The organism is Pseudomonas sp. B111 (genome assembly GCF_026428275.1).
In the GTDB taxonomy this organism is placed as follows: Bacteria; Pseudomonadota; Gammaproteobacteria; order Pseudomonadales; family Pseudomonadaceae; genus Pseudomonas; species Pseudomonas aeruginosa.
This window is the reverse complement of sequence record NZ_CP097857.1, coordinates 2,511,148-2,534,728: the sequence shown is the minus strand read 5'-3', so window position 1 is coordinate 2,534,728 and position 23,581 is coordinate 2,511,148. Positions and strand designations below refer to the sequence as shown.

At 61.9% G+C, this 23,581-nt stretch carries 18 protein-coding genes; 8 read left to right on the top strand and 10 right to left on the bottom strand.

What is annotated here, in order from left to right:
- Positions 1–107 precede the first annotated feature (107 nt).
- The 8 genes from M6E97_RS11755 to M6E97_RS11720 all read right to left on the bottom strand — a co-directional run bounded on the left by M6E97_RS11755 (position 108) and on the right by M6E97_RS11720 (position 10,002).
- Positions 108–1,028 carry an NAD(P)-binding domain-containing protein gene (locus tag M6E97_RS11755; RefSeq protein ID WP_049875014.1) on the bottom strand — a complete coding sequence of 307 codons (921 nt, stop codon included), beginning with the start codon at positions 1,026–1,028 and terminating at the stop codon, positions 108–110.
- Positions 1,029–1,116: 88 nt separating this feature from the next.
- Positions 1,117–2,370 (bottom strand): aspartate aminotransferase family protein, encoded by a 1,254-nt coding sequence (locus M6E97_RS11750; RefSeq protein WP_003089166.1) that lies wholly within the window; start codon positions 2,368–2,370, stop codon positions 1,117–1,119.
- A gap of 45 nt (positions 2,371–2,415) precedes the next feature.
- A complete protein-coding gene (locus M6E97_RS11745) occupies positions 2,416–3,840 on the bottom strand; it encodes a gamma-aminobutyraldehyde dehydrogenase (RefSeq protein ID WP_009876410.1) in 1,425 nt (474 codons plus the stop codon).
- Positions 3,841–3,918: 78 nt separating this feature from the next.
- On the bottom strand, positions 3,919–5,250 hold the full coding sequence (locus M6E97_RS11740; protein WP_033938845.1) for an APC family permease: 1,332 nt from the start codon (positions 5,248–5,250) through the stop codon (positions 3,919–3,921).
- A 12-nt stretch (positions 5,251–5,262) separates the two neighbouring features.
- Positions 5,263–6,420, bottom strand: coding sequence for an iron-containing alcohol dehydrogenase (locus tag M6E97_RS11735; protein WP_023094040.1), 1,158 nt, complete (start codon positions 6,418–6,420; stop codon positions 5,263–5,265).
- Positions 6,421–6,654: 234 nt separating this feature from the next.
- On the bottom strand, positions 6,655–7,530 hold the full coding sequence (locus M6E97_RS11730) for an alpha/beta fold hydrolase (RefSeq protein ID WP_003089172.1): 876 nt from the start codon (positions 7,528–7,530) through the stop codon (positions 6,655–6,657).
- On the bottom strand, positions 7,527–9,053 hold the full coding sequence (locus tag M6E97_RS11725; protein WP_016253449.1) for a flavin-containing monooxygenase: 1,527 nt from the start codon (positions 9,051–9,053) through the stop codon (positions 7,527–7,529). Before M6E97_RS11725 ends, M6E97_RS11730 begins: the two co-directional genes overlap by 4 nt.
- Before the next feature lie 367 nt (positions 9,054–9,420).
- The gene (locus tag M6E97_RS11720) at positions 9,421–10,002 is read right to left on the bottom strand and encodes a TetR/AcrR family transcriptional regulator (protein ID WP_033939870.1); all 582 of its coding nucleotides are present in this window, start codon (positions 10,000–10,002) and stop codon (positions 9,421–9,423) included.
- 448 nt (positions 10,003–10,450) lie between these two features.
- Between M6E97_RS11720 and M6E97_RS11715 the strand changes: the two genes are divergently transcribed.
- The 7 genes from M6E97_RS11715 (at position 10,451) to M6E97_RS11685 (ending at position 20,558) form a co-directional block, all read left to right on the top strand.
- On the top strand, positions 10,451–11,338 hold the full coding sequence (locus M6E97_RS11715; RefSeq protein ID WP_023091818.1) for a phytanoyl-CoA dioxygenase family protein: 888 nt from the start codon (positions 10,451–10,453) through the stop codon (positions 11,336–11,338).
- 61 nt (positions 11,339–11,399) lie between these two features.
- The gene (locus tag M6E97_RS11710) at positions 11,400–12,767 is read left to right on the top strand and encodes an NAD(P)/FAD-dependent oxidoreductase (protein WP_003089178.1); all 1,368 of its coding nucleotides are present in this window, start codon (positions 11,400–11,402) and stop codon (positions 12,765–12,767) included.
- Between the two features lie 110 nt (positions 12,768–12,877).
- A complete protein-coding gene (locus M6E97_RS11705) occupies positions 12,878–13,525 on the top strand; it encodes a hypothetical protein (RefSeq protein WP_015648784.1) in 648 nt (215 codons plus the stop codon).
- A gap of 554 nt (positions 13,526–14,079) precedes the next feature.
- The gene (locus M6E97_RS11700) at positions 14,080–15,504 is read left to right on the top strand and encodes a DUF1329 domain-containing protein (RefSeq protein WP_003089182.1); all 1,425 of its coding nucleotides are present in this window, start codon (positions 14,080–14,082) and stop codon (positions 15,502–15,504) included.
- A gap of 23 nt (positions 15,505–15,527) precedes the next feature.
- On the top strand, positions 15,528–17,174 hold the full coding sequence (locus M6E97_RS11695; RefSeq protein WP_003089183.1) for a DUF1302 domain-containing protein: 1,647 nt from the start codon (positions 15,528–15,530) through the stop codon (positions 17,172–17,174).
- Positions 17,175–17,182: 8 nt separating this feature from the next.
- Positions 17,183–19,585: an efflux RND transporter permease subunit gene (locus M6E97_RS11690; protein ID WP_049310588.1), complete on the top strand. Its 2,403-nt coding sequence runs from the start codon at positions 17,183–17,185 to the stop codon at positions 19,583–19,585.
- A 10-nt stretch (positions 19,586–19,595) separates the two neighbouring features.
- Positions 19,596–20,558 (top strand): WD40/YVTN/BNR-like repeat-containing protein, encoded by a 963-nt coding sequence (locus tag M6E97_RS11685; protein WP_019485414.1) that lies wholly within the window; start codon positions 19,596–19,598, stop codon positions 20,556–20,558.
- Between the two features lie 84 nt (positions 20,559–20,642).
- On the opposite strand, the gene M6E97_RS11680 is transcribed toward M6E97_RS11685, so the two are convergent.
- Positions 20,643–21,509 (bottom strand): phytanoyl-CoA dioxygenase family protein, encoded by an 867-nt coding sequence (locus tag M6E97_RS11680; RefSeq protein WP_033939864.1) that lies wholly within the window; start codon positions 21,507–21,509, stop codon positions 20,643–20,645.
- 293 nt (positions 21,510–21,802) lie between these two features.
- On the opposite strand from M6E97_RS11680, the gene M6E97_RS11675 reads away from it, so the two are divergent.
- Positions 21,803–23,002, top strand: a complete 1,200-nt coding sequence (locus tag M6E97_RS11675) for a PucR family transcriptional regulator (protein ID WP_003160255.1) — start codon at positions 21,803–21,805, stop codon at positions 23,000–23,002.
- 22 nt (positions 23,003–23,024) lie between these two features.
- On the opposite strand, the gene M6E97_RS11670 is transcribed toward M6E97_RS11675, so the two are convergent.
- A complete protein-coding gene (locus tag M6E97_RS11670; protein ID WP_003122765.1) occupies positions 23,025–23,567 on the bottom strand; it encodes a hypothetical protein in 543 nt (180 codons plus the stop codon).
- Positions 23,568–23,581: the final 14 nt, after the last annotated feature.

Sequence of the window (23,581 nt, the reverse complement as noted above, 5' to 3'; positions counted from 1 at the left end):
CAAGGACAGCCAGTAGAAAACCGAATCGGCGCATATGATTCTCCAGCGATTTTTTATAGTTGTTGTCTTCGGGCGCTATCCACGAGGACCTTAGAAGCGCAGCGCAGTCACTGTCCCGCCGCGCTTGCGGTGTCGCATTCGCGGGCGAACAGGTGGGTGACGGCTACGATGTCCTGGTCGCCATAGCCCATGGCTGCCGCGCGTTGCACGGCCTGGCACAGCGCGTCGAAGACCGGCGTCCAGGCCCCTTGTGCGTGCAGGGCTCCGGCGATATGGGCGAAGGCCTGGGCATGCACATCGAGCCTCGCCTGATCGCCTGCGAAATCCTGCGCTTCCAGCCGACGGACCGCTTCCTCGAGTGCATCGGCGACGAAAAAGCGCGACGTGTCGAGCATGAGCCGAGCGGTCTTCGAAGGCGGCAGGCCGAAGTGGACACCAGCCCCCACGGCCTCGAAGAAAGCCACCATCGCGGCAAACGCATGCGCGTGGAGCACGGTGGCGAAGGCCAATGCTTCGTCCCAGGGGAGGAACGTCGTATGACCGGCAAGCCCCTCAAGCAGCGCCCGATGCCGTTCGAAGGCCTCAGGATCACCGGTATGAATGCTGTGGCTTTCGCGACGACCAACATTGCGCGGGTAGGCCACGATCATCCCTTTGACGTAATGGCCGCCCGCGCGGTTGACGAGACTCTGAAGCGCCAGGCCCTCGTCCCGGGCGTTGGTCGTGTAATCCACGATCGTACGGTTGGCCAGTGCCTGCATCACACCTGGCATCCCGAGCACCTCATGGGTCGCCTGGTTGTCCAGGAGCACGAAGATCGTGGCCGGGCTTGCAGCCAGCGCGGCTTCGGCGCTCTCGCACAGGTGAGCGCCAGCGGCGACGAGCGCCGCGGCCTTGCCGGGTGAGCGGTTCCAGATCGCCACGCGCCTGCCTTGCCTGAGCAACGCTTGGGCCATGATGGTTCCCATGGCTCCGAGCCCGATCACGGACACTTCGAACTCGACGCTTTCATCATTGTGTTCACGCACGCTCGAGGTCTCCTGATTATTGTTCTGGCTGATGTCCAACAGGTCTCCGGCCTGCGCTTCAACACAGGCCGAAGGGTGACCCTGGCAGCTATTCGCCCAGCGCTGCCGCGACCGATTCGCCGAAGGCCCTGAGGCCGTCTTCGAGTTGGTCGGTCGGAGTGTTCAGCGGTGGCATCAGCTTGATGATTTCGCCATTCGGGCCGCAGCGGTCGACCAGCACGCCCGCTTGCAGCACGCGCTGCTGGGCGTCCTTGGCGACCTCGACGTTGCCGCGGCCGAAATCGATGCCGGCGATCATGCCGCGACAACGCGCGGACGCGACGCCTGGAATTTCCGCAAAGCCGGCAACCGCGCGCTCCATGGCCGCGCAGTTGTCGGCCAGCAATTTCAGGAACTGCTCATCGTGCCAATAGCTGAGCGCGATGCGGGCGGTCAGGAACGCCAACTGGTTGCCCCGGAAGGTGCCGATGTGATCGCCCGGTTGCCATACATCCAGCCCGGCACGAAGCAACACGATCGCCATCGGCAGGCCGAAGCCGCCGATCGATTTGGCGCAGGTGATCAGGTCCGGCACCACCCCGGAGCGCTCGAAGCCGAAGAAGTCGCCGGTGCGGCCGCAACCGGCCTGGATCTCGTCGCAGATAAGCAGCACGCCGTGGTCGGTGGTCCACTTGCGCAAGCGTTGCAGCCATTGGTTGGAAGCCGGGTAGACGCCGGCCTGGATCTGCACCGACTCGACGATCACCGCCGCCGGCAGCTCCGAGCCGCTGCCCTGGTCGTTGGCCAGGCGCTCGAGGAAGCCAATGCTGTCGAATTCGCCATAGGGGCTGTCTTCGTAGGGCACGAACACCACGTCGGTGGAAAGCCCGGGGCCACGGCGAGTGCGGTTGCCGGTGACGGCCAGGGCGCCGGCGGTCATGCCGTGGTAAGCCCCGTAGAACGATACGACCTTGGTACGCCCGGTCGCCTTGCGCGCCAGCTTCAACGCCGCCTCGACGGCGTCGGCACCGGTCGGGCCGGTGAACTGGACCTTGTAGTCCCAGCCGCGTGGCTTGAACAGGTCGCGCTCGATCGCTTCCAGGAACTGGCGCTTGGTGGTGGTGTGCAGGTCGAGGGCGTGGGTCACGCCGTTGGCCGACAGATACGCGATCAGCGCATCGCGCATGCGCGGGTCGTTGTGGCCATAGTTCAGGGCGCCGGCGCCGGCGAAGAAGTCCAGGTATTCGCGGCCATCTTCGCCGCGGATCCTGCTGCCTTGGGCGGTATCGAACACCAGGGGCAAGTCGCGGCAGTACATCCGCACGTTGGACTCGAGCCTTTCGAACGTCTCGATGTTGTTCATGCAAACCTCTTGAAAAATGATCTGGGTAGTCCGGGGTGTGGGCGGTCAGTGCTTGAACATCACGTGGCGCACCACGGTGTAGTCTTCCAGGCCGTACATCGACAGGTCCTTGCCGTAGCCGGACAGCTTGACCCCGCCGTGGGGCATTTCGCTGACCAGCATGAAGTGGGTGTTGACCCAGGTGCAGCCGTATTGCAGGCGGGCGGCCAGGCGATGAGCGCGCCCCACATCGGCGGTCCATACCGAAGACGCCAGGCCGTAGTCGGAGTCGTTCGCCCAAGCCAGCGCCTGGGCTTCATCCTCGAACGACGAGACGGTCACCACCGGGCCGAAGATCTCGCGGCGCACCACCTCATCCTCCTGCGTAGCGCCGGCCAGGACCGTCGGCTCGAAGAAGAAGCCGGCACCCTCAGCGCGCTTGCCGCCGGTGACCACTTCGATGTGCGGCAACTCCCTGGCCCGGTTCACGAACCCCTCGACACGCTCCAGATGCTCCTTGGTGATCAGCGGTCCCATCTCGGTCGCCGGATCGTCCGGCAGCCCGCACCGGATGCTGGATACGGCCTCGCCGAGCTTGCGAACGAACTCCTGGTAGACCCCTTTCTGCACATAGAGGCGGCACGCGGCGGTACAGTCCTGGCCGGCGTTGTAGAAGCCGAAGGCGCGGATGCCTTCGACGGCGGCGTCGATGTCGGCATCGTCGAAGATCAGTACAGGAGCCTTGCCCCCCAACTCCATGTGCATGCGTTTCACGCTCTCGGCCGTACCTTCGATGATCCGGCTGCCGGTGCGCACGGAGCCGGTCAGCGACACCATGCGCACCTGGGCATGGCTGGTCAGCGGCTCACCCACCGAGGCACCTCGACCGTGGACGATGTTGACCACGCCGGCGGGGAAGATCTCGGCAAGCAGCTCGCCCAGTTTCAAGGTACTCAGCGGCGTGTGCTCCGACGGTTTCAGCACCACGGTGTTGCCGCCGGCCAATGCCGGGCCGAGTTTCCACGCTGCCATCAACAACGGATAGTTCCACGGCGCGATGGAGGCGACCACGCCTACCGCGTCGCGGCGGATCATCGAAGTATGCCCCGCGACGTACTCTCCCGCCGCCGAGCCCTGCAGGCAGCGCACGGCGCCGGCAAAGAAACGGAACACGTCCGACACGGCGGGCAGTTCGTCCAGCAGCACGGCGTTGAAAGGCTTGCCGCAGTTGTCCGCCTCCAGGCGAGCGAACACGTGCGCCTGGGCATCGATGCGCTCGGCAAGCTTGAGCAGCAGGGCCGCGCGATCCTTGGGTGGCGTTTGCGACCAGGCGTCGAAGGCCGCATCCGCGCTCTGCACCGCGGCATGGACCTGGGCGCCGCTGGCCTCGGTAATTCGCACCAGGACGTTGCCCTGGGACGGGTTGTACACCGCGTGGCTCTCGCCTTCGCCGGCCACCAGGGCACCATTGATCAGAAGTTTGGTTTGCATATCGATTCTCGCCATTGAAGGGCAGGCTCGAAGCCGGCCTTGTGGTTGTTGTCAGAGCGTTCGATAGAAGGGCGGTCGCTACGCCAGCGCGTCGGGCACCGGGTTGCGGAAGAAGCTGGTCCGGCAAGCGAGATAGACCGCCCCCAGGCCCAGCCAGCTACAGCCCATGATCAGCGCGTCGTTATCCAGGCTGACCAGCATCCACCCGGCCGTGACCAGGCCAACGAGCGGGCAGAGCACCCCGTGCAGCAAGCCCGCCCCGTCTCCGAGGCGGGTATCGAAGGAGAGCCGCAACGCGCAAAGGTTGACTGCGCTGAAGGCGAGAAACGCGCCGAAATTGACCAGGGACGTCGCGGTGGCGATCGTCAGGGCAAAACCCGCGCAGCCGAAAATGCCGCAGAGCAGAATGTTGAAGGCCGGGGTCTTGTAGCGAGGATGCAGGGCACCGAACAGCTTGCGCGGCAGTTGGTTGTCCCGCCCCAGGGCGTACAGCAGCCGGCCCATGCTGGCCTGGAACGACATGCCTGCGGCGAAGTGGGCGATGATGATCCCCGCCAGGACCACGCCGAAGAACAGGTCGCCGCCGATCATGCGGGCGATCTCGAAGGCGGCGCCGTCCACATGCTCGAAGGCGGGGGAGGGATGCGCCAGGTACATGAAGTACGACGAGCCGACGTAGACCGAGCCGCCGATCAATGCGACCAGCAGGATCGCGCGCGGCAGTGTCCGGCCCGGGTCGCGGGTCTCCTCGCTGAGCGTGGACAGCGCGTCGAAGCCCAGGAACGAGTACGCGGCAATGGCGGCGCCGGCCATGCTGGTGGCGAAGGACACGTCCGGGTTGAAGAACGGCTTGGCCGACAGCAGCCCGCCAGGGCCGTTGGCCGCGACGATGTAGTGCACGCACAGGCTGATGAACACGACGATGATGGCCAGTTGCGCGACCATCAACAGCACGTTGAAGCGGTTGGCGACCTGGATGCCCAGGATATTAAGCAGCGAGGTGGAGACGATGAAGCCGATGATCCACACCCATTGCGGCACCTCTGGAAAGGCCATGTTGAGGTAGCTGGCGCCGAGCAGCCAGATCAGCATCGGGATGAAGAAGTAATCGAGCAGGGCGGCCCAGCCCACCATGAAGCCGAGGTTCGCGCTCAGCATCTTGCGGGTATAGGTGTAAGCCGAACCGGCGACCGGGAACACCCTGACCAGCCGGCCATAGCTCAAGGCCGTGAACACCACGCCGATTGCCGCGATCAGGTAGGCCATCGCCGTGGTGTTGCCGCTGGCCTGCGTGATCACGCCATAGGTGCCGAACACGATCAACGGAGCGAGGAACGCCAGACCGAACAGCAGAACGGAAAACGGACCCAGCGTGCGCTTCAATGAAGCGCCGGCGATTGATTCGCTCATGACGGGCCTCCTTCACGCTACGTAGTGGTAAGCGGCGGCGACGATTTCACGGTAGGTTTCCACCGTCATTTGCTTGGCATTGCTGCCGTCGGAGAAATTCTTCTTCGACTTTTCGGCGATGCTCAGGAAGTCTTCCTCGCGCACGCCTTTCACCTCGGCGAAGCGGGGGATGCCCAGGTCCTTGCTCATCTGGAACAGGTAGCCAACGGCGGCCTCGGCGGCCTCGGCCGGCGAGAGGTTGGGGTCGATACCCAGTGCATAGGCGACCTGCGCGTGGCGGGTGATGTCGGCGTCGCGGTTATGGCCGAACACGAAGGGCAGGAAGATCGCGTTGCCCACGCCGTGTGGCGTGTCGTACATGCCACCGATGGCTTCGGAAATGCAGTGCACGCTGCCGACGTCCGCGTTACCGAAGGCCATGCCGGCGATCAGGCTGGCCACCAGCATTTGCTCGCGTGCATGCAGGTTGTCCGGCTCCAGTACGGCGGGCCTGAGGTATTGGCTGATCAGGCGGATGGCATGCAGCGCCAGCCCGTCGCTGATCGGGTTCGACACGCGGCAGGTGTAGGCTTCGATGGCGTGGGTGAGGGCATCCATGCCGGTTGCGGCGGCAATCGATGCAGGCAGCGTGTCGAGAATGCGGGAGTCGAGCAATGCCAGAACGGGGCCCACCCGGTAATCCTGGACGCTCATCTTGAAATGCCGGGCGGTATCGGTGATCACCGAGAAACAGGTCACTTCGCTGCCGGTTCCGGCGGTGGTCGGGATGGCGACGATAGGCGGGATGGCGTGCCTGAGGGTGAAAGAGCCCTCGTAGTCTTCGATCCGACCCTCGTGGGTTAGCAGCAGGCTGATCGCCTTGGCCGCGTCCATCGCGCTGCCGCCGCCGATGGCCAGCAGGCCTTGGATACCTTTGCCGCGATACAGCTGCGCCGCCTGGTTGATGTCTTCGCTGCGAGGGTTTGCCTTGACGTCCGATATCTCGTCGAACGCGATCTCCCACTCATTCAGGCTGGCATACACGCCATTCAACAGGCCTGCGGCCTTTACCCCGGCGTCCGTCACGATCAGCACATGCGCCATGCCGAGTTCCCGCAGGTATTCGCCGGTGCGCTCACGCAGGTCGGGTCCCATCACGACTTTGGCGGGGAGTAAGAACTTGAATTCCATACGTACCTCTTGCTCGATTTTTGTCGTTGTTGAACGGCAGTGGAGGAATTCACGCGCAGGGCGAACCAACGGCTCCGGCGTGTGATGCATGGCTCTGCGGTCGAGAATCAACCGGGAACCTTTTTGTCTTATGTGGGCCTGGATAAGCACGAACTTCGAAAAGCCCCATGCAAGTCCCGAGGTGTAAAAAGAGGGGCGGCACCCACCCACCCGCCCCTGAAGGGATGTTCCGTACTAATGCATTTGGCCTGCGAGCAGGGAAAGCAGCGTTCCTGTCAGGCAGGCGGGGAAGTCATGCCCCATTCCCGGCAACAGCACCAAGCGTGCCCTGGGAATGGCCGCCGCCGTGGCGAAGCCTCCGCTGGTGGCGACCATGAGGTCTTTCTCAGCATGGATGACCAGCGTGTTGCAACGAATTCGCTGGAGTTCCTGCGTTCGGTCGCCCGAGTTGATGATGGCGCCGATCTGCCTCGCCATCCCGAGGTTGCTCGCTTCCCCGCCGCCTCGTTCCCAGGCTTGCATGGCGTAGTCGCGATGGGCCTGCTCGTCCCATTCCAGCGTCGTACCGACGGAACGCATGATCTCCACATAGTCGCGAACGCTCTCCTGCTGGTTCCGAGGAGGGCGCCGGAGAAGCTGCAAGATGGTCTTGAACGCTGGCTGGCCTACTCGCAGCGATCCTGTCGTCGAGAAGATGGACGCCAGGCTCATGACTCGCTGCGGATAACGAGCGGCAAGTGTCTGGGCGATCATGCCGCCCATCGACATCCCTACGACGTGCGCCGCACCCAGGCGCAGGCCATCCATGAGGCCGATCACATCGTCGGCCATGTCGCCCAGGTCATACCCCGCAGTCGGTTTACGGAAGAACTGTTGCAGGGTCGTGGGCGGGGTAACCTCGGTGAAGAAAGACCTGCCCGAGTCACGGTTGTCCAGCGTTATCACGCGCAGGCCCCGCTCGACCAGACCGGCGATGAGCGCTTCAGGCCAATAGATCAATTGCAGCCCCAGGCCGACGATGAGGATGACCGCAGGCGCGGTTTCCGGACCGTGGCTGCGATAGCAGAGGCTACGCTTGCCCGGTAGCTCGCAGAACCGATCCGCAGTCATCGCCCGCCGCCCTGAGTCTGAAGCGCCACGCTTCTGTGCAGGTAGGCGTCAGGCACCGTGCTGAACCGGAGGCATTCGTCGGCGACCTTCCCTCGGCGCAAAAGCTTGATGTCACGGAAGTAATCCATCGACATCACCCAGGGCTCGCGAGGCCCCTGGCGCGGCATGCTATCCAATGCCCGCTGGACATATCCGGCCCCGAAATCCAGCAGGGGACGGGTTTCGACACCATCCGGCGCCTTCGGCTCGCAGACGTTATGGCCCTGGCTGTCCATGAAGCCCAGCAAGCGACAGAAGTGGTCGCACAGCAGGCACACTTTCAGCGTCCAGGATGAGTTGGTATAGCCCACCGCAAAGGCAAAGTTGGGTACGCCGGAAAGCATCGTGCCCTTGTACGCCAGCGTCTGGCTCAACACTACCGGCTCGCCATCCTTGTGCAGGGCGATACCGCCGAACAACTGCACGTTCAGACCGGTGGCCGTGATGATGATATCGGCCTTCAGTTCCGTGCCGGACTTGAGCAAGACACCGGACTCGGTAAAGCGCTCGATATGGTCGGTAACGACCGAGGCTTTACCTGCACTGATGGCCTTGAAAAGATCGCCTTCGGGAACCGAGCACAAGCGTTGGTCCCAGGGCTTGTAGGGCGGGTTGAAATGAACGTCGACCGGATAGCCCTTCGGTAATTCTCTACGGGTCAGCCATATGAGCAGCTTGCGGGCGAGCCCGGGGAAGCGCTGGCAGAATCGCCAGAAGACCAGGGTGATCTTGGCATTCTTGTAGCGCGTCAGTGAGTAGGCGGTTTGCGCCGGCAGAATCTTGCGAAGAAAAGCGGCAACGGAATCGTTGGCGGGCTGGTTGACGATATAGGAGGGCGTCCGCTGCAACATGGTGATGCTGGCGACCTCGTCGGCCATGGCGGGAATCAGCGTCACCGCCGTTGCGCCGCTGCCGATGACCACCACATGCTTGCCCCGATAGTCCAAGCGCTCGGGCCAGTGTTGCGGGTGGATGATTTGCCCCTTGAACTGCTCCGCGCCCTCGAAGCGTGGGCTGAAGCCTTGGTCATAACGGTAGTAACCGCCTGCGCTGAACAGCCAGCGGCATTCGATGGTGCGGGTTTCTGCCGTGTGGCCGTCCTCGACGCATACTGCCCACAGCCCTTTGTCGCTCTGCCAATTCGCCGAGACCACTTTCTGCCGGTACTGGATGAAAGGGTCCAACTGGTATTCAGCGACGGCTTCTCGCAGGTATTCGAGAATGTCGGCGGCATCCGCCAGAGATTTCGCCTTGGTCCAAGGCTTGAAGTCGAAGCCGAAGGTGTACAGGTCCGAGTCGGAGCGTATGCCGGGATAGCGGAACAGGTCCCAGGTGCCGCCCATTCGCTCCCGGGACTCGAGAATCGCAAACACCTTGTTCGGTTGGTGACGTCGAAGGTAAGCCGCAGCGCCGATGCCAGACACACCGGCTCCTATGATCAGAACATCGAGCGGCTCAATTGGAAGAGCAGTGTGAGAGGACATGTCGCCTCCTATTGTTGTGTTATAGAGACTTGATCTTTTGACTTGATCGTTTGACCAGAATAGACGCGAGCGAGTTGCTGGTACAAGGTGCGAAATGCACCAGGTTTCCATCGGTTTGGGTTTATTTGCACCTAGGTGCCGCACCCTGTTCCCCGCCAGGCCATGGCGGAAGGCCTGATCCATGGACGAGAAGCGCACAGTCCGCTTGCAGGACTACGAGGAGGAGACCGGGCGAGGTAGCCCCGCTGGAGGCGGGGAGAGGAGAGCTAGAAGAGGCGTCGCACCTGCACTGGCAAGAGGCCCGAAGAGCAGGGGCACGGCGAACCGTGTCACCATGCCCCTCTCTAGAGATGCGCCTTCGAAAAGATCAGAAGCTGGCCACCAACAGCTTCACAGCCTGGCAGGCGGCTTCGGTCTCGGCATTCAGCCGCTCATGGTCACCATGGGCGGACCAGGCGAGAAGCAGGCCATCGAACAGGTTGATGAGCAAGCGACTGACAGTGCCCAGCGCTTCCTGGTCCAGCACCGAGCCAGCGACCTGTTCGATGGCCTGCTTCGTCGCTTCGATGGAGTCGGTGTAGATCTTGCTCGCCATCGCGGGGTTGTTACGCAGATTCCAGAAAAACAGCTCGAACTGCGTAGTCGCCAGTTGCGGATGCGTGGTGAACCACCCGACCAACTGGCGCAATATCTCTGCTACCGAGTCTGCCGCCGTGGCTCCCGCCGTAACGTGCAGCAAGGACTGCTGTGGCTTGTCTATCAGGGATTCATAGACCGCGTCGAACAATTCGTCCTTGGTGTGGAAGACATAGTGCAGGGAGGCCAATGGAGAATTCGCCGCGGCCGCGATGCGACGGGTAGTGGCATTCGCCACACCATATTCCGCGATCACCTTCACGGCGGCCTCAATAAAGTCTTGCCTGCGCACTTCGGCGCCCACTCGAGCCATTCAGCTTCTCCTTCTTCGGTGTTGCCGCCAGGCGACTGGTCCGCTGTCGACCGGAACGAATGCTAACGCATGGCCGTTCTCCAATCCATGAGTCGACACGCCTGAAGACCAAGGCAGCGACCCTTTGTCTCTTCAGATGTTTCGCTCCGACCGCCGGCGATGCGTAGCCGAAGCGGAACAGGATCGAGCCTGGGCAATCCGCTATCGCCAGCGCGAACCCGCGTAGAGCCGCATCTTGATTCGGCAGGCCTTTCCTGAGCGCCGAGATGCCACGCAGAATTATTAATCATTTGACTTGATCACATGATCATGTCGTATGATCAAACCTCCTTTCCGCGCCAGGCGCAAGGAGAGGGCGGTCTGACCGCATGAGAGTGAACGCTCATGGGCTGAGGCTGATTGCGGAGGCCCTGCAGAACAATGACAACACCACACAGGTAGGCATCAGATGAGTACGCGAAGATTGACGACAGTCAGCTGCGACAGCCCGATCGAGCAGGTAGTAGAAATCATCAGGCGTGATGGCGCTGTCGCTATTTCCAACTTCGTCTCGGAAGAAACCTTGAAGTCTCTTACCGAGGACCTGGACAGCTATCTGGGCGTTACCCCCTGCGGCATGGACCCTTACTTCGCCGGCACCCAGACTCGACGTACCGCGCGGATCCTGGCGAAAAGCGACTCCGCCGTGGAAGTGGCACTGAACCCCCTGTTCCTCGAGACGGCAAAGCAGGTATTGCAGACTCCCACCCATGTCTGGGTAGGGAACGATCGGGTCGAGATCACGCCCGATATCCAACTGAGCATGACCCAGGCCATACAGATCGGGCCTGGACAAGGTCTTCAACCCCTGCATCGCGACGATGCCACTTCGCTCTGGCGGCATCCGCAGTATGGTCGCGAGGCTCGCTTGCAGCTCATGCTGGCGATTACCGACTTCACCGAAGAGAACGGCGCGACGCGGGTCATTCCTGGCAGTCATCAATGGGATGACGAACGGATGCCCACCCAGGAAGAAACCATCGGCGCAGAAATGAAGGCAGGCACTGCGCTTCTCTGGTTGGGATCGGTATATCACGGCGGTGGCGCCAACAGATCCGACGCTCCTCGCACAGGCCTGACCATGGCCTACGACCTGGCCTTCCTGCGCCTGGAAGAAAACCACTTCCTTTCCATACCCGTCGAGCGCGTTCGGCAACTCCCCGCGCAAATGCAGCGTCTGCTGGGGTGGAGTGCCAGTTCCACGCTACTGGGATGGGTGGAGATCGATGGTCAGATGCGTGACCCGCAAGAGCTGCTGGGCATGCCCTCCTTTTCCGAGGCAGGGAAGGGGTTCTAGCGGCACTGCCATGGATCGGCCCATGAGAGGAACAACGTCCGGCAACCCGGGAGTGATGTGAATGAATGCCTTCAACGGAGCGGCACGCAACAATGCCGAACCCATGAGATTCCGCAGCCTTGGCGGATGGGTGGAGCAGCCAGACGACCTGCAGCCGGCGCTGACAGGCCACGAGCACGCAGACGTAGTCGTGGTCGGCGCCGGGTTCGCCGGCCTGTCAACGGCGCTGGAACTAAGGGCGCGTGGAGCGAACGTCATCGTTCTGGAACAGCAGTTCGCAGGCTTCGGGGCCAGCGGGCGCAATGCCGGCTATCTGCTCGGCAGCATGGGCATAGAATGCGAGGTTTTCGTCAAGCGAGTGGGGCTTGAGCAGGCACGTAAGTTCGTCGGTTTCTATGACGAGGCCGTCACTTATGTGGAAGAGCGTTTGGCTGCGCTGGACATCGATTGCGATTACACGCCCTCGGGAATCATCCGGGCCGCCGTCCATCCCAGCCAGGAAAAGCGACTGCGAGCGAACATGGAGCTTGGCCACGCGCTGGGCTCTGTCACTCGCTTCGTGGATAGCGCCGAGATGCGCGCGCGAGGCATACCGCCCGCATTCCTGTTTGGCAGCGAGCAGCGTGGCGGCACCTTGAATCCGGGAAAGTACGTCAACGGCCTGCGTCGTGCGGCAATCAAGGCTGGCGTGAAATTGTACGAACGCACGCCGGTGCTTTCCTACTGTGAAGGACAGGTGATTACCTGCAATACGGCCCAGGGTATCGCCACCGCCCCTGTAATGGTTCTGGCGACCAACGCCTACACGCCTCAGCTGGGAGTGCTACGCAACAAGGTTGCACCGATCCGGGTTTCGGCAATCGAAACCCAGCCACTATCGGCGGAGCAACTGGCGTCCCTGGGTTGGCAAGAGCGTGAAGGCCTCATTACGCCGCACTACACCATGGAAAGTCATCGCCTGACGGCCCATGACACCCTGCTACTGACCGTGAAGCAATTGGGTTATGCCTACGGCTCGAAGACACCCAATGTTCCGGACCACGCCGCCTACGCCGCGTTGTCGCGAGTATTGCGCGAGCGTTTTCCTTCCTTGCAGGGCCTTGCCATTCGGCATTGCTGGAGCGGGTATATCAGCGGGGCCTACGACTTCCTCCCCGTGGTCGGGGTGACAGGGGCCAGGCAGAACATCTTCTATACGGCGGGATGTTCAGGGCATGGCCTTGCCACTCAATCGCTCATGGGCGCGCTTTTCGCCGAGCGAATCGGCGGTGGAGAGCCTCCGCTGCTAGCGGCGCTGGAACACAAGACGCCATCCATGCTACCCGAGCCACTTCAATGGTGCGCCATAAAGACGGCCTTTGCGGCCGCCAGGCTACTGGATGCATGGACCGACAAGAAAGTGCGCAAAGACAAAGCCTTGAACGGCTGATAACGATGCGGGGAGTTAATGGGGATATGCCCGTACTCCCTTGCACCGATTAGACACAAGACATCGATACAACTCTATCTGAAGGGGCAGCTAACGTGGAACCGAGAGACCTGTTCGCTCTGCTCTCATGTATTCTCCTGGTGATTTCCGGATTGTTTTATGGCGCTGCATTCATCAGGCGGAAAAACTATTTGCTTGGTCTGGAGTTCTTGATCGTAGGTATCTCGGCATCGAACTTCACTACATTCATAGCCACCGGCTGGCAAGCCAACTACAACATCGCGATCTTTCTCGACGCCTTTTCGCGAGGGGTGGGAGTGCCAGTTATCGCTACGCTCGGGCTAATGGCAGTTACCCACGATTACAAACCGTCGCCCGCCAAGGATATCCTCATTTTTGTAGCTGGCTTTGCCGCTACCGGCGTCTACTTCCTGTCTGGAATCATCGAGGGATTCCTCCCTTATTTCTATGTATTCATGTGGTCAGCCTATACCTTGTATCTTTGCTACTTCACCTTGCAACTGGCTCGTGCAGGCGAAGCCCTCCATACTCTGGCCACCATCGTTGGCGGGCTGGCGGGCCTGGTAGTAGCGCTCAGGTATGACTTCTTCCCGATTCCGGGAGACGACACGAAGATGGTCTTCATGACCATGGCCTTCCTGGCTTGGTCCTATTCCATGGTGCAGTTGTACTATGCCTATGGTGCGCTGGAGCGTTCGAACAAGGTATACGGCCAAGCGTTTCCTCGTCCACGCTAAACAATACGGCGCGACAAGTTTTTCTTTCTGACCCGATAACCTGGCAGAACTGTTCTGCTGTAACTCCATGGCAGGCCCTGGCCCTGCCTTTTACCGCCCTTCGGGGCGGTTTTTTTTGCAGGCATTACATCCGCTATAGTCCCGCTCCGCCGCGGAGCGTGCATTGTCGGATAAAGTTGCTCGATTCATGACCGGTCATAGCCGATCGCTCCCTCTGACTCGAGGCGAAACGACAATTAAAAATGCCCGAGCCGACATCTACGAAAGTTCCCCTCAAGCTCTCTTGTGCCCTGTTACCAAGCATCTCCAGGTAACACATGTTTCTTTACTTCCCAAGGTGGTGCACAGGGCACTGGGCCTGGAACAGAACTTTTTCCATAACCGCCTGATTTATAACAATTAAAAAAACATGAAAGAGAACTGGCATATGGTTTGCCTCATGATCGTCCGAAATGGTCAATTGATCAGGTCAAATGATCATTATCGACAGGAGCCGACTTCTTCCCCTTGGGAGGTCGAGCAACCGGTCCATGCCCTGTGTGAGGAGCCATCCAATGAAAGATGTAACTGAACGGCTGGAAGGTGAAGCGCCCACCCGTCGTGTTTTCCAGCAGCAGTTGTTCATGACCCTCGCGGTATCGACCGTGCTCTGTTCGGTCCAGGCTGCGCCCCAGGGCCCCGAGGCGCTGGGGTCGAAACTGACCCCCTTGGGCGGGGAGATCGCAGCGAGTGCAAGCGGGGATATTCCTGCCTGGACGCAGCCTGGACAGCAGGACGAGGGATGGAGCTACGGCCAGGTGCGAGGAGAGCACTGGAAGTTCAAGGGCGACAAGCCGCTCTACAGCATCGACGCGAACAATCTCGCGCAACACTCGAGCAAGCTGTCCCCCGGACAGGTCGAGCTGTTCAAGAGGATTCCCGGCTATCGCATGGATGTGTATCCGACCCGTCGGACCTGTAGCGCTCCGGACTTCGTGGTCGAGAACACCCGGCAGAACGTTGGTTTCGCCAAGCTCGATGCTGCCGGCCTCGCTCTGGACGAGGCTCACGTTCCGGGCATCCCGTTCCCCATGCCGAGTACCGGTGCCGAGGTGATGTGGAACATGAAGATGCGCTACCGCGGCGTTGGCGTCGAAATTCCCCGGACCATTTCCGGAATTTCTCCACGCAAAGGGGGGGAATGGTTACGTCAGTCGACAGATACCTTCTTCTTCACGCCCTGGGGGAAAAAGGGGAGTGCGCTCTTCTCGTCAGTTGGCCGCCTGGAGAATGCGACCTTCTTCAACTACCTCGAGCCGGCTGCTCTGGCCGGCCAGTCCGCGGTACAGACTGCCGTGGCCGGCGAACAGGCCACGACCTTCTACTACTTCCCCGGCCAGCGCCGCGTGCGGCGAATGCCGTCGTACTCCTACGATGCGCCACAGATCGGCCTGGATAACCAGTACACCGTCGACGAGGCGAACGTCTTCTTCGGCACCATGGACCGTTTCGACTGGAAGCTGATCGGCAAGCAGGAGTTGCTGGTGCCTTACAACGATTTCGGTGCCTACGACACTGGCGCCAAGGTGGAGACGTTTGCCGGCAACGACTCGATCGCGCCGCAGTCGCGTCGCTATGAGCTGCATCGGGTCTGGGTCGTCGAGGCCAATGTCCGTCAAGGCATGCGCCATCAGGCGCCGAAGCGCATGTTCTACATCGACGAGGACAGCTGGAACCCGTTGCTGGCGGTGGACTACGACAAGCAAGGGCAGATCTGGAAAGTGCGCGAAGGGTTCTCGATTCCCGTGTACGAGACAGGCGCCTGCGACGTCCAGGCCCAGGTCCAGTACAACCTGGCGGATGGCCGCTACCTCTTCGACATGACCTCGATCGGTGCGGGCAAGAACGATATTCGCTGGCTCACCGAAGACAACGGCTCCCCCCGCCTGAAGCGTGACTTCTTCACCTCCGACAATCTGCGAGCCATCAGCGAGCGCTAACCGACGTCAGATCGAGAGCCAGCATGAAAAAAATAATTACGAAAGCCTCAGGCCTTGTCATCGCGTGCACAACCCCACTGGCAATGGGATTCACGTTCGAAACCGAAACCCTCAATGGCTCCTTCGACTCCACGATCACCGCAGGCATGGGGCTGCGTACCGAGTCACGGGGCTGCAACCTGATCAACCAGGGACCGACCGGGCACAACGCGCCCTCCGGCTGCCTGGCGCAGAGCTCCGGCGTGGCCGACCAGGGCGACCTGAACTACGACCGCGGCGACATGTTCACCAACTACCTCAAGGGCACCCATGAGCTGTTGCTGAAGATGCCCGAGGACATCACCTTCATGGCGCGCGGCACCTGGATCCGCGACTTCGCTGCCACCGATACCACCGGCACGCTGTCGTTCAACACCCCGGAGAGCGTCGGCAGCAACGGGCTGAGCGACGACGCCCGCGACGACCTCGCGTTCAAGGCCCGCCTGCTGGACCTGTGGGTGAGCAAAGGCTTCGACGTGGGCGGGCAGCGGGTCCGCGCCCGCCTGGGCAACCAGGTGATCAACTGGGGCGAAAGCCTGTTCGTGGCCGGTGGCATCAACAATACCAACGCCTACGATTACCAGGCCTTGGCGCGCCCCGGCGTGCAGCTCAAGGAGGCCGTGCTGCCGGCGCCGATGCTCAGTGTCGCGTCGGGCCTGGGTTCGGGTGTCAACGTCGAGGCCTACTATCAATTCCGCTGGAACAAGAGCGAATTGCCGCCGGTGGGCAGCTACTGGTCCACCACCAACGCGCTGGGTGAGGGCAGGGGGGACTACGGATTCTCCGAAAAGGACGCCCGCGACAGCGGCCAGTGGGGCCTTTCGCTGCGCTGGCAGCCGGAGGACAGCGACGTCGCCTATGGCTTCTACGTAATGCGTTATCACGACAAGTTGCCATCGTTGCGTGTCGCCATTCTCGACCCGAACACCTTCGCGGCGGCACCGACCTGGGAGTACCAGGAAGACCGGATGATGTACGGCATCAGTGCCAACATGCCGATCGGTGACTGGGCCGTCGGTACGGAGCTGTCGTACCGGCCGAAGGACTCGGTCATGCTCAACCCGGTCATCGACCTGTGTACTGGCAACGGCGGCAAATGCTGGAAGGACGAGAAGAAATTCCAGTGGCACCTGACCGGCCTGTACAGCTTCACGCCGTCCAATTCCCCGACGCTTCTGGATTTCAGCGGGGCCAGCACGGGCAGCTTGCTGACCGAACTGGTGGTCATCAAGTACCCGGGGCTGCATGACGAGGTCAATGGCGAACCGCTCGCCGCGGGACTCAATGCCTGGCAGCTGGATCCTGCCAGAGCGCCGAAGTCCCGTGGCGACAAGACCTCTTCAGGGATCAACCTGGACTTCAGCCTGACCTATGACGGCACCTTGTTGCCGGGCTGGCAGGTCACGCCGGGCGTCTTCTATGCACGGTCGCTGGGAGGACGGACACCGAACCTCAGCGCAACCTTCACCGAGGACGCGAGCAGCATGAACCTGTACCTGAACTTCGTGCGGAACCCGGCCAGTTGGCAGATTTCCCTCAACTACGCGAAGTTCATGGGCGGTGAGACGCCCTACGACCAGCTTTATCGTGACCGCGATTATGTCGGCATCGCGATCTCCCGCACCTTGTGAGGCTTGCCGTGAACGGTTCTGTAAAGCTACCTGAGGCCCCGACACGTGGCCTGTTGTCATATGTCGAAGGTGTGTTGTTCAGGCATCGCCGGCTGGTGCTGGCGAGCCTGGCGGTATTCACGCTGATCATGGGCTGGTTCGCCGTACAGCTGCGCATGGATGCCGGCTTCGAAAAGCAATTGCCGGTAGGCCACGAATACATCGAGACATTCGAGGCCTACCGCAATGACCTGCTGGGGGCGAACCGACTGACCATCGTGGTCAAGGCCCGAGAGGGCGATATCTGGAGCGCCCCGGGCCTGAAGCGGCTGTATGACGTCACCCAGGCGGTGACCTTCCTCCCCGGAGTATCGCGCAGCAGCGTGCGCTCCCTGTGGACGCCCAACGCCTTCGTCAACGAAATCACCGAGGAAGGTTTTCGTGCTGATCCGCTGGTACCCGGGACGGTTTCTCCCGAGCACCTGGATGACCGGATCATCGCGAAGATCGCCAATTCCACTGCCCAGGGCGGCTTCATCGGTACGCTGGTTTCCCGGGACCAGAGCAGCGCGATGATCACGGTGGAACTCAACGAGTACGATAGCCAGGGCGCCCATCTGGACTACGTGGCCTTCAACCATCGGCTGGAGAAAGAGATCCGCCAGCGCTTCGAAGACGGCGATTTCGAAATCCAGATCATCGGTTTCGCCAAGCAGATCGGCGACATCGCCGACGGAGCTTCAGCCGTGCTGGAGTTCTGTTTGCTGGCGTTGCTGCTGACGGCGGGGGCGGTCTACTGGTATTGCCACTCGCTGCGTTTCACCTTGCTGGCGTTGGTCTGTTCGCTGGCCTCGCTGGTCTGGCAGTTCGGCAGCCTGCGCCTGTTGGGCTACGGGCTCGATCCGCTGGCAGTGCTGGTGCCCTTCCTGGTGTTCGCCATCGGGGTTTCCCATGGCGTGCAGCAAATCAACTTCATCGTGCGCGAGATCGCCATCGGCAAGAGCGCCGAAGAGGCGGCACGCTCGAGCTTCACCGGGTTGCTGGTTCCCGGGACGCTGGCGCTGGTGACCGCGCTGGTTTCCTTCGTGACGCTGCTGTTGATCCCGATCCCGATGGTGCGGGAACTGGCGATCACGGCTTCGCTTGGCGTGGCCTACAAGATCGTCACCAACCTGGTGATGTTGCCGTTGATGGCGTCGTTGCTGCGCGTCGACGGCAAGTACGCGGCCGCCCAGGAGGTTTCCCGGCAGCGTCGCAGCCGTTGGCTGCGGGGCCTGGCCCGGCTCGCCGAGCCACGCAAGGCGCAGTGGGTGCTCGGCGCGGCCTTGGCGGTGTTCCTGGCGGCGATCTGGCAAAGCCATGACCGCGTCGTCGGCACGCTGCAGGCGGGTGCGCCGGAGCTGCGCGAGGACTCGCGCTTCAATCGCGACGCGGTCTCCATCGCCAGCAACTACGACATTGGCCTGGACTGGCTCAGCGTGGTGTTCGAAGTCGACAAGGCTCCTTCCGAGGTGGCCTGCGAGGATGTCGCCCTGGGCCAGTACCAGGATCGTTTCGTGTGGGCCATGCAGGGGGTGCCCGGCGTCCTCTCGGTCGCGTCCTTCTCCACCACCATGCGTCAGTTCAACGAGGGCTACAACGAAGGCAACCCGAAGATGGCGGCGGTGCCCATCGACCCGATGAACTACGCCGCGCTGGCCACCGAGGTTGCGCGAACCCCCGGGCTGATGCGCATCGATTGCAGCATGTCGGCCGTGCACCTGTACCTGGCCGATCACAAGGCCACGACCATCAACCGAGTGGTGGACGCCGCCAAGGCGTTCCGCAGCGAGTATCCGATGTCAGGCATTTCGATCCGCCTCACCTCCGGCAACGCCGGCGTCCTGGCAGCGATCAACGAAGAGGTGGAGAAGAGCGAGACCCCCATGCTGCTTTACGTCTATGCCGCCATCGCCTTGCTGGTGTTCGTGGTCTATCGCGACTTGCGGGCGGTCCTGGTGTGTTGCCTGCCGCTGACCATCGGCACCTTCATTGGCTACTGGTTCATGAAGGAGCTGCAGATCGGCCTGACCATCGCCACCTTGCCGGTGATGGTGCTGGCAGTGGGCATTGGCGTCGATTACGCCTTCTACATCTACAACCGCCTGCAACTGCACCTGGCCCATGGCCAGACGATCACCAAGGCGGTGGAGTACGCGCTGCTCGAGGTGGGCGTCGCCACCATTTTCACCGCCATCACCCTGGCCGTTGGCGTGGCCACCTGGGCCTTCTCGGAGCTCAAGTTCCAGGCCGACATGGGCAAGCTGCTGGCCTTCATGTTCATCGTCAACATGGTCATGGCCATGACCGTGCTGTCGGCCTTCGCCGTATGGCTGGAGCGGGCGTTCCCGCGCAAACGTCCCGTGCGCATGATCGGCGCGCTGGTGCACTGAGGAGAGAAGCATGAAGTTCAGGGTTTCATTCACCGCGGCCTTGCTCGCAGCAGGATTGCCGCTGATGTCTCTCCAGGCCGCGCCGTTGCAGGCCGTGCCGGCCGTGCAGGCGGGCAATGCCACGCAGGCCACCATGCTGGCCGCCGGCTGGGCCGGAGAGCGGGTGGTTGCCGTGGGCGACCACGGTGTCGTGTTGTTGTCCGACGACCAGGGCAGGCAGTGGCGCCAGGCACGCTCGGTCCCACTATCCACGCCATTGACGGGTGTGTCCTTCGTGGATGCCAGGCACGGCTGGGCGGTGGGTCACTGGGGCGCGATCCTGTCCACCGCCGACGGCGGGGAATCCTGGCAGGTCCAGCGCCTGTCGAGCGAAGAAGACCGGCCGCTGTTCGCCGTGCACTTTTTCGATGCCCGGCAGGGCGTTGCGGTAGGGCTCTGGTCGTTGGTGCTGACCACCGAAGATGGCGGCAAGACATGGACGGAGCAGCCGTTGCAAGCGCCTCCAGGAGCCAAGCGGGCCGACCTCAACCTGATGGGGCTGTTTGCCGACAACCACGGCAGCCTGTACGCCACGGCCGAGCATGGGCAGGTGCTGCGCTCCGACGACCAGGGGAAGAACTGGCGTTACCTGGATACCGGCTATGAGGGTACCCTGTGGTCTGGCGCGGTGCTGGCCGATGGGCGTCTGCTGCTGGGTGGTCAGCGTGGCACCCTGTTGCAGGGCTCTGCCGATGGCAAGGCTTTTCGCAGAGTGCCAACGCAAGGCAAGGGCTCGGTCACATCCATAGCAGTGGCTGGCGCTCGGGTATTGGCGGTCGGGCTTGACGGACTGAAGGTACGGAGCAGGGATGGTGGAAACAGTTTCCAGGAAGCACCGTCGGCTGACGGCCTTTCGCTGACGGCGGCGCTGTTCAACGCCGACGGCACGCCGCTGCTGTTTTCACGTCGCGGAGTAATGCCCCGCCAGGAATGAAAGTGTTCACCGGCCTCTTTGCTTGTCCGGGGACTCGGTTGGGCCTGGCGCCTTCGGGGCCAGGCCGGCCAGCGTGGAAGACTTCTAGAGCTGGAGATAGTCGGCCAGGTCTGCGTAGTTATGTTGCCACAGGCCTGGGCTGCCATTGGGGTACTGGGAGCGGAAGCCGAGGATCTTCTGAACGCGCGGAGCAAGCGTTCTGACCAGTTCGAGCGGCACGATCAACGGGTAGGCCTCTTCAGGCGTGATGATCGAAGCCTGCATCGGGATGGTCAGCCCGCGACGGTAGAAGTCAGTGGTCACGTTGGCCCCGCCGCCATGAACGACTTTCCCGCCGAACAGCACGGCATCTCCTGCTTTCAACAGGGCAGGGATCGTCATTTCTGGGGTTCCTACATCGTCGAAGTCATCCCAGTCCTGGCTCCCGGGGATCAAGCGCGTGGCACCGTTTTCCTCGGTGAAATCGGTCAGCGCCAGCATCAGGTTGGTGATGGTGCGCGGCGCATGTTTATTCATGGCCACGAACGGTTGGTACTGCGCCATGTCGCGGTGCAGCATTTGCGCTTTGTTGCCTGGGCCGATCTCGATCAACTGGGCCGTGGTCAGCCACCAGTCACCGCACTCCGCGGCGTAGAGCACGTTCCCCAGGTCGTGAAAGAGGTCGTCATCGAGGATCTTCTCGCGAAAGGTCTTGCTGTGGGTGACGAGGTTGGTGAGCCGTTTGGTCTGGCGGCCATGGAACTCGGCGATCAGCTCGTGCTGGTGCTTGGAGCCGGCCTCGAGCGCGGCCAGGGGAGCGTCCAGTTCGTTGTTGATCCGTGCGACTTGTTCGGGGGTCATGAAGTTGCGGATGATCACCGCACCTGCCTGGTCGCTCAGCAGTGCAATCTCTTGCGCTGGAGTCGAGCGGGTTACGACGGGCAGGCTGAAGGTATCGCGAGAGGCTGACATTGAAAGAACTCCGGATTGAAGGAACGGTTGGCGCAGGCGGGTCGCTGCCCGGGCAACGGGCACCGGCGAACAAGCCCGCTTGCCACTGCCCTAAACCCCAAAAAAAGAACATGGAGCGTCACGGCGCCTCCTTGTATTTTTTGTTCAGGCAGTGAGTTCATGCTAGGTTTCCCCCAACCTTGCACCAAGGTACGAATTGCACCATTTCCTCTGTGATTTCTGAGTGATTTGCACCGCCCATGACCAGTACGCCATCCTCCTGGCCACGCCCATCGGAAGCCGTTCGTGAACTCATGCGCAAAGGCGCCGAGCTCGCTCAGACGCTGCCGCCGGAGTGGGTCGAGCGCCTCAATCAGGCGCTGTTCTCTTCACCGGAAGATGCCAAGCTGCTGGAGGACCCGGTCATCCTCGCGGCGTGCCGGCGCGCCAACCGCGCAGAGTTGCTGCATTGGGCGAACGCCAATCTGCAGCGCCCCGGAGAACCGGTGCAACCCTACGTCTCGGCCGACATGGTGGACACGGCCAGGGAACTCGCCCGCAGAGGGCTGTCCGAGCTGCTGATGAATGTCGCGAGGTCGACACAGAACACCGCCTGGGAGCTATGGATGAAGATGGCCTTCAACCTGACGCAGGATCCCAGGGTGCTCGAGGAATTCCTGGAGGTCTCGTCGCGGTCCATCTCGGAGTTCATCGACAGCAACATGCGTGTGGTGACCCAGATCATCCTCGAAGAAAAGAGCGCCCAGGCCCATGACGACCCGATCGACAAACGAAGCCTGGTCAGTCGGCTGCTCGAGGGCAGGGATGTGGATACGGAGCAATTCGGCAGGCGGCTGGGCTACAGCCTTTTCCAGAAGCACTACGCCGGCCTGGTCTGGTGCGAAAGCCCGGACGCCGAGATCCGCCTTCTGGAGGATGTGGCGCGTACCCTGGCGCAACTCACGGGCACGGCGGCGCCGTTGATCGTATTCGCCGGCCCCGCGACCCTGTGGGTCTGGAGCCATGCGGCGAAACCGCTGGACCTGAACCTGCTGCAAGGCATCGCACTGCGGTTTTCAGGGATTCGCGCGGCAATCGGCTCGCCGGGCACGGGAGTCAATGGCTTCCGTCGCTCGCATCTGGAGGCCCTGACGACGCAAAGGCTGATGGGCCGCCTGGCGGGCGCACCCGCCGTTGCCACCATCGACCAGGTGAGGATGGTGTCGCTGATGACCCAGGACGACCGCGCGGCCAGGCAGTTCGTCTTGAGCACCCTGGGGCGGCTGGCGACGGAGCCTTCGGTGCTTCAGCGCTCGCTGCACGCCTTCCTGGCCAATGGCTGCAATGTCACCCAGACCGCAGAAGCGCTGGGCACGCATCGCAACACATTGCTGCGCCGGCTGGAGCGTGCCCAGGACCTGTTGCCCGTCCGGCTTGCCGATCATCGCATTCAGATCGCCGCGGCCCTTGAACTGGTGATCTGGAGTACTCCCCTGATCGATGATGATAAATAACCATAAAGACCGAACGCGCTCTTCACAGTAAAAAGGATGCCCCGGTCAGGAAAAGACCGCCAATAAGGAAGAGGGTGATCAGACGAGTGCTGAGCCTGAGAGGAGGCTGATGCTCGACAGTCTTGTCCAGGGCGAAATAAAGCTTTCTGAGTATTTGCCGCTCATCGATATCGTCTGCATCGAATATTGAATCGATCACCGAGTCCGCGCTTGGAAATGGGTTATGCAAGAGCGGAGCGACATCGAATGCACTTTTCTGGAGCGCCCGCGCGGAAAGCAGAGCCGAAGTGACCAGGGCCGCAAGCGCTGCGATAGCAAGAACCACCTCCAGGGGAGTGATCATGCTGATACTGGCCGAAGTGCCAAAGCGAAGCATGGTCCCATATAGAGTTATCACGCCGGCGAGGGCACCGAGTGACAACGTGAACATGAGGCGAAGGTAGACCGTCACCAGGTTCCTTGAGGAAGAAACCTGCTCAAGATAGATTTTCACCAGTGCTTCAATGGTCAGTCGGCGCGCTTCGAATACAAGCCGACGCTCGTCGGGGGAGGGGCTAGGTGACATCCGTCGTCCTTCTG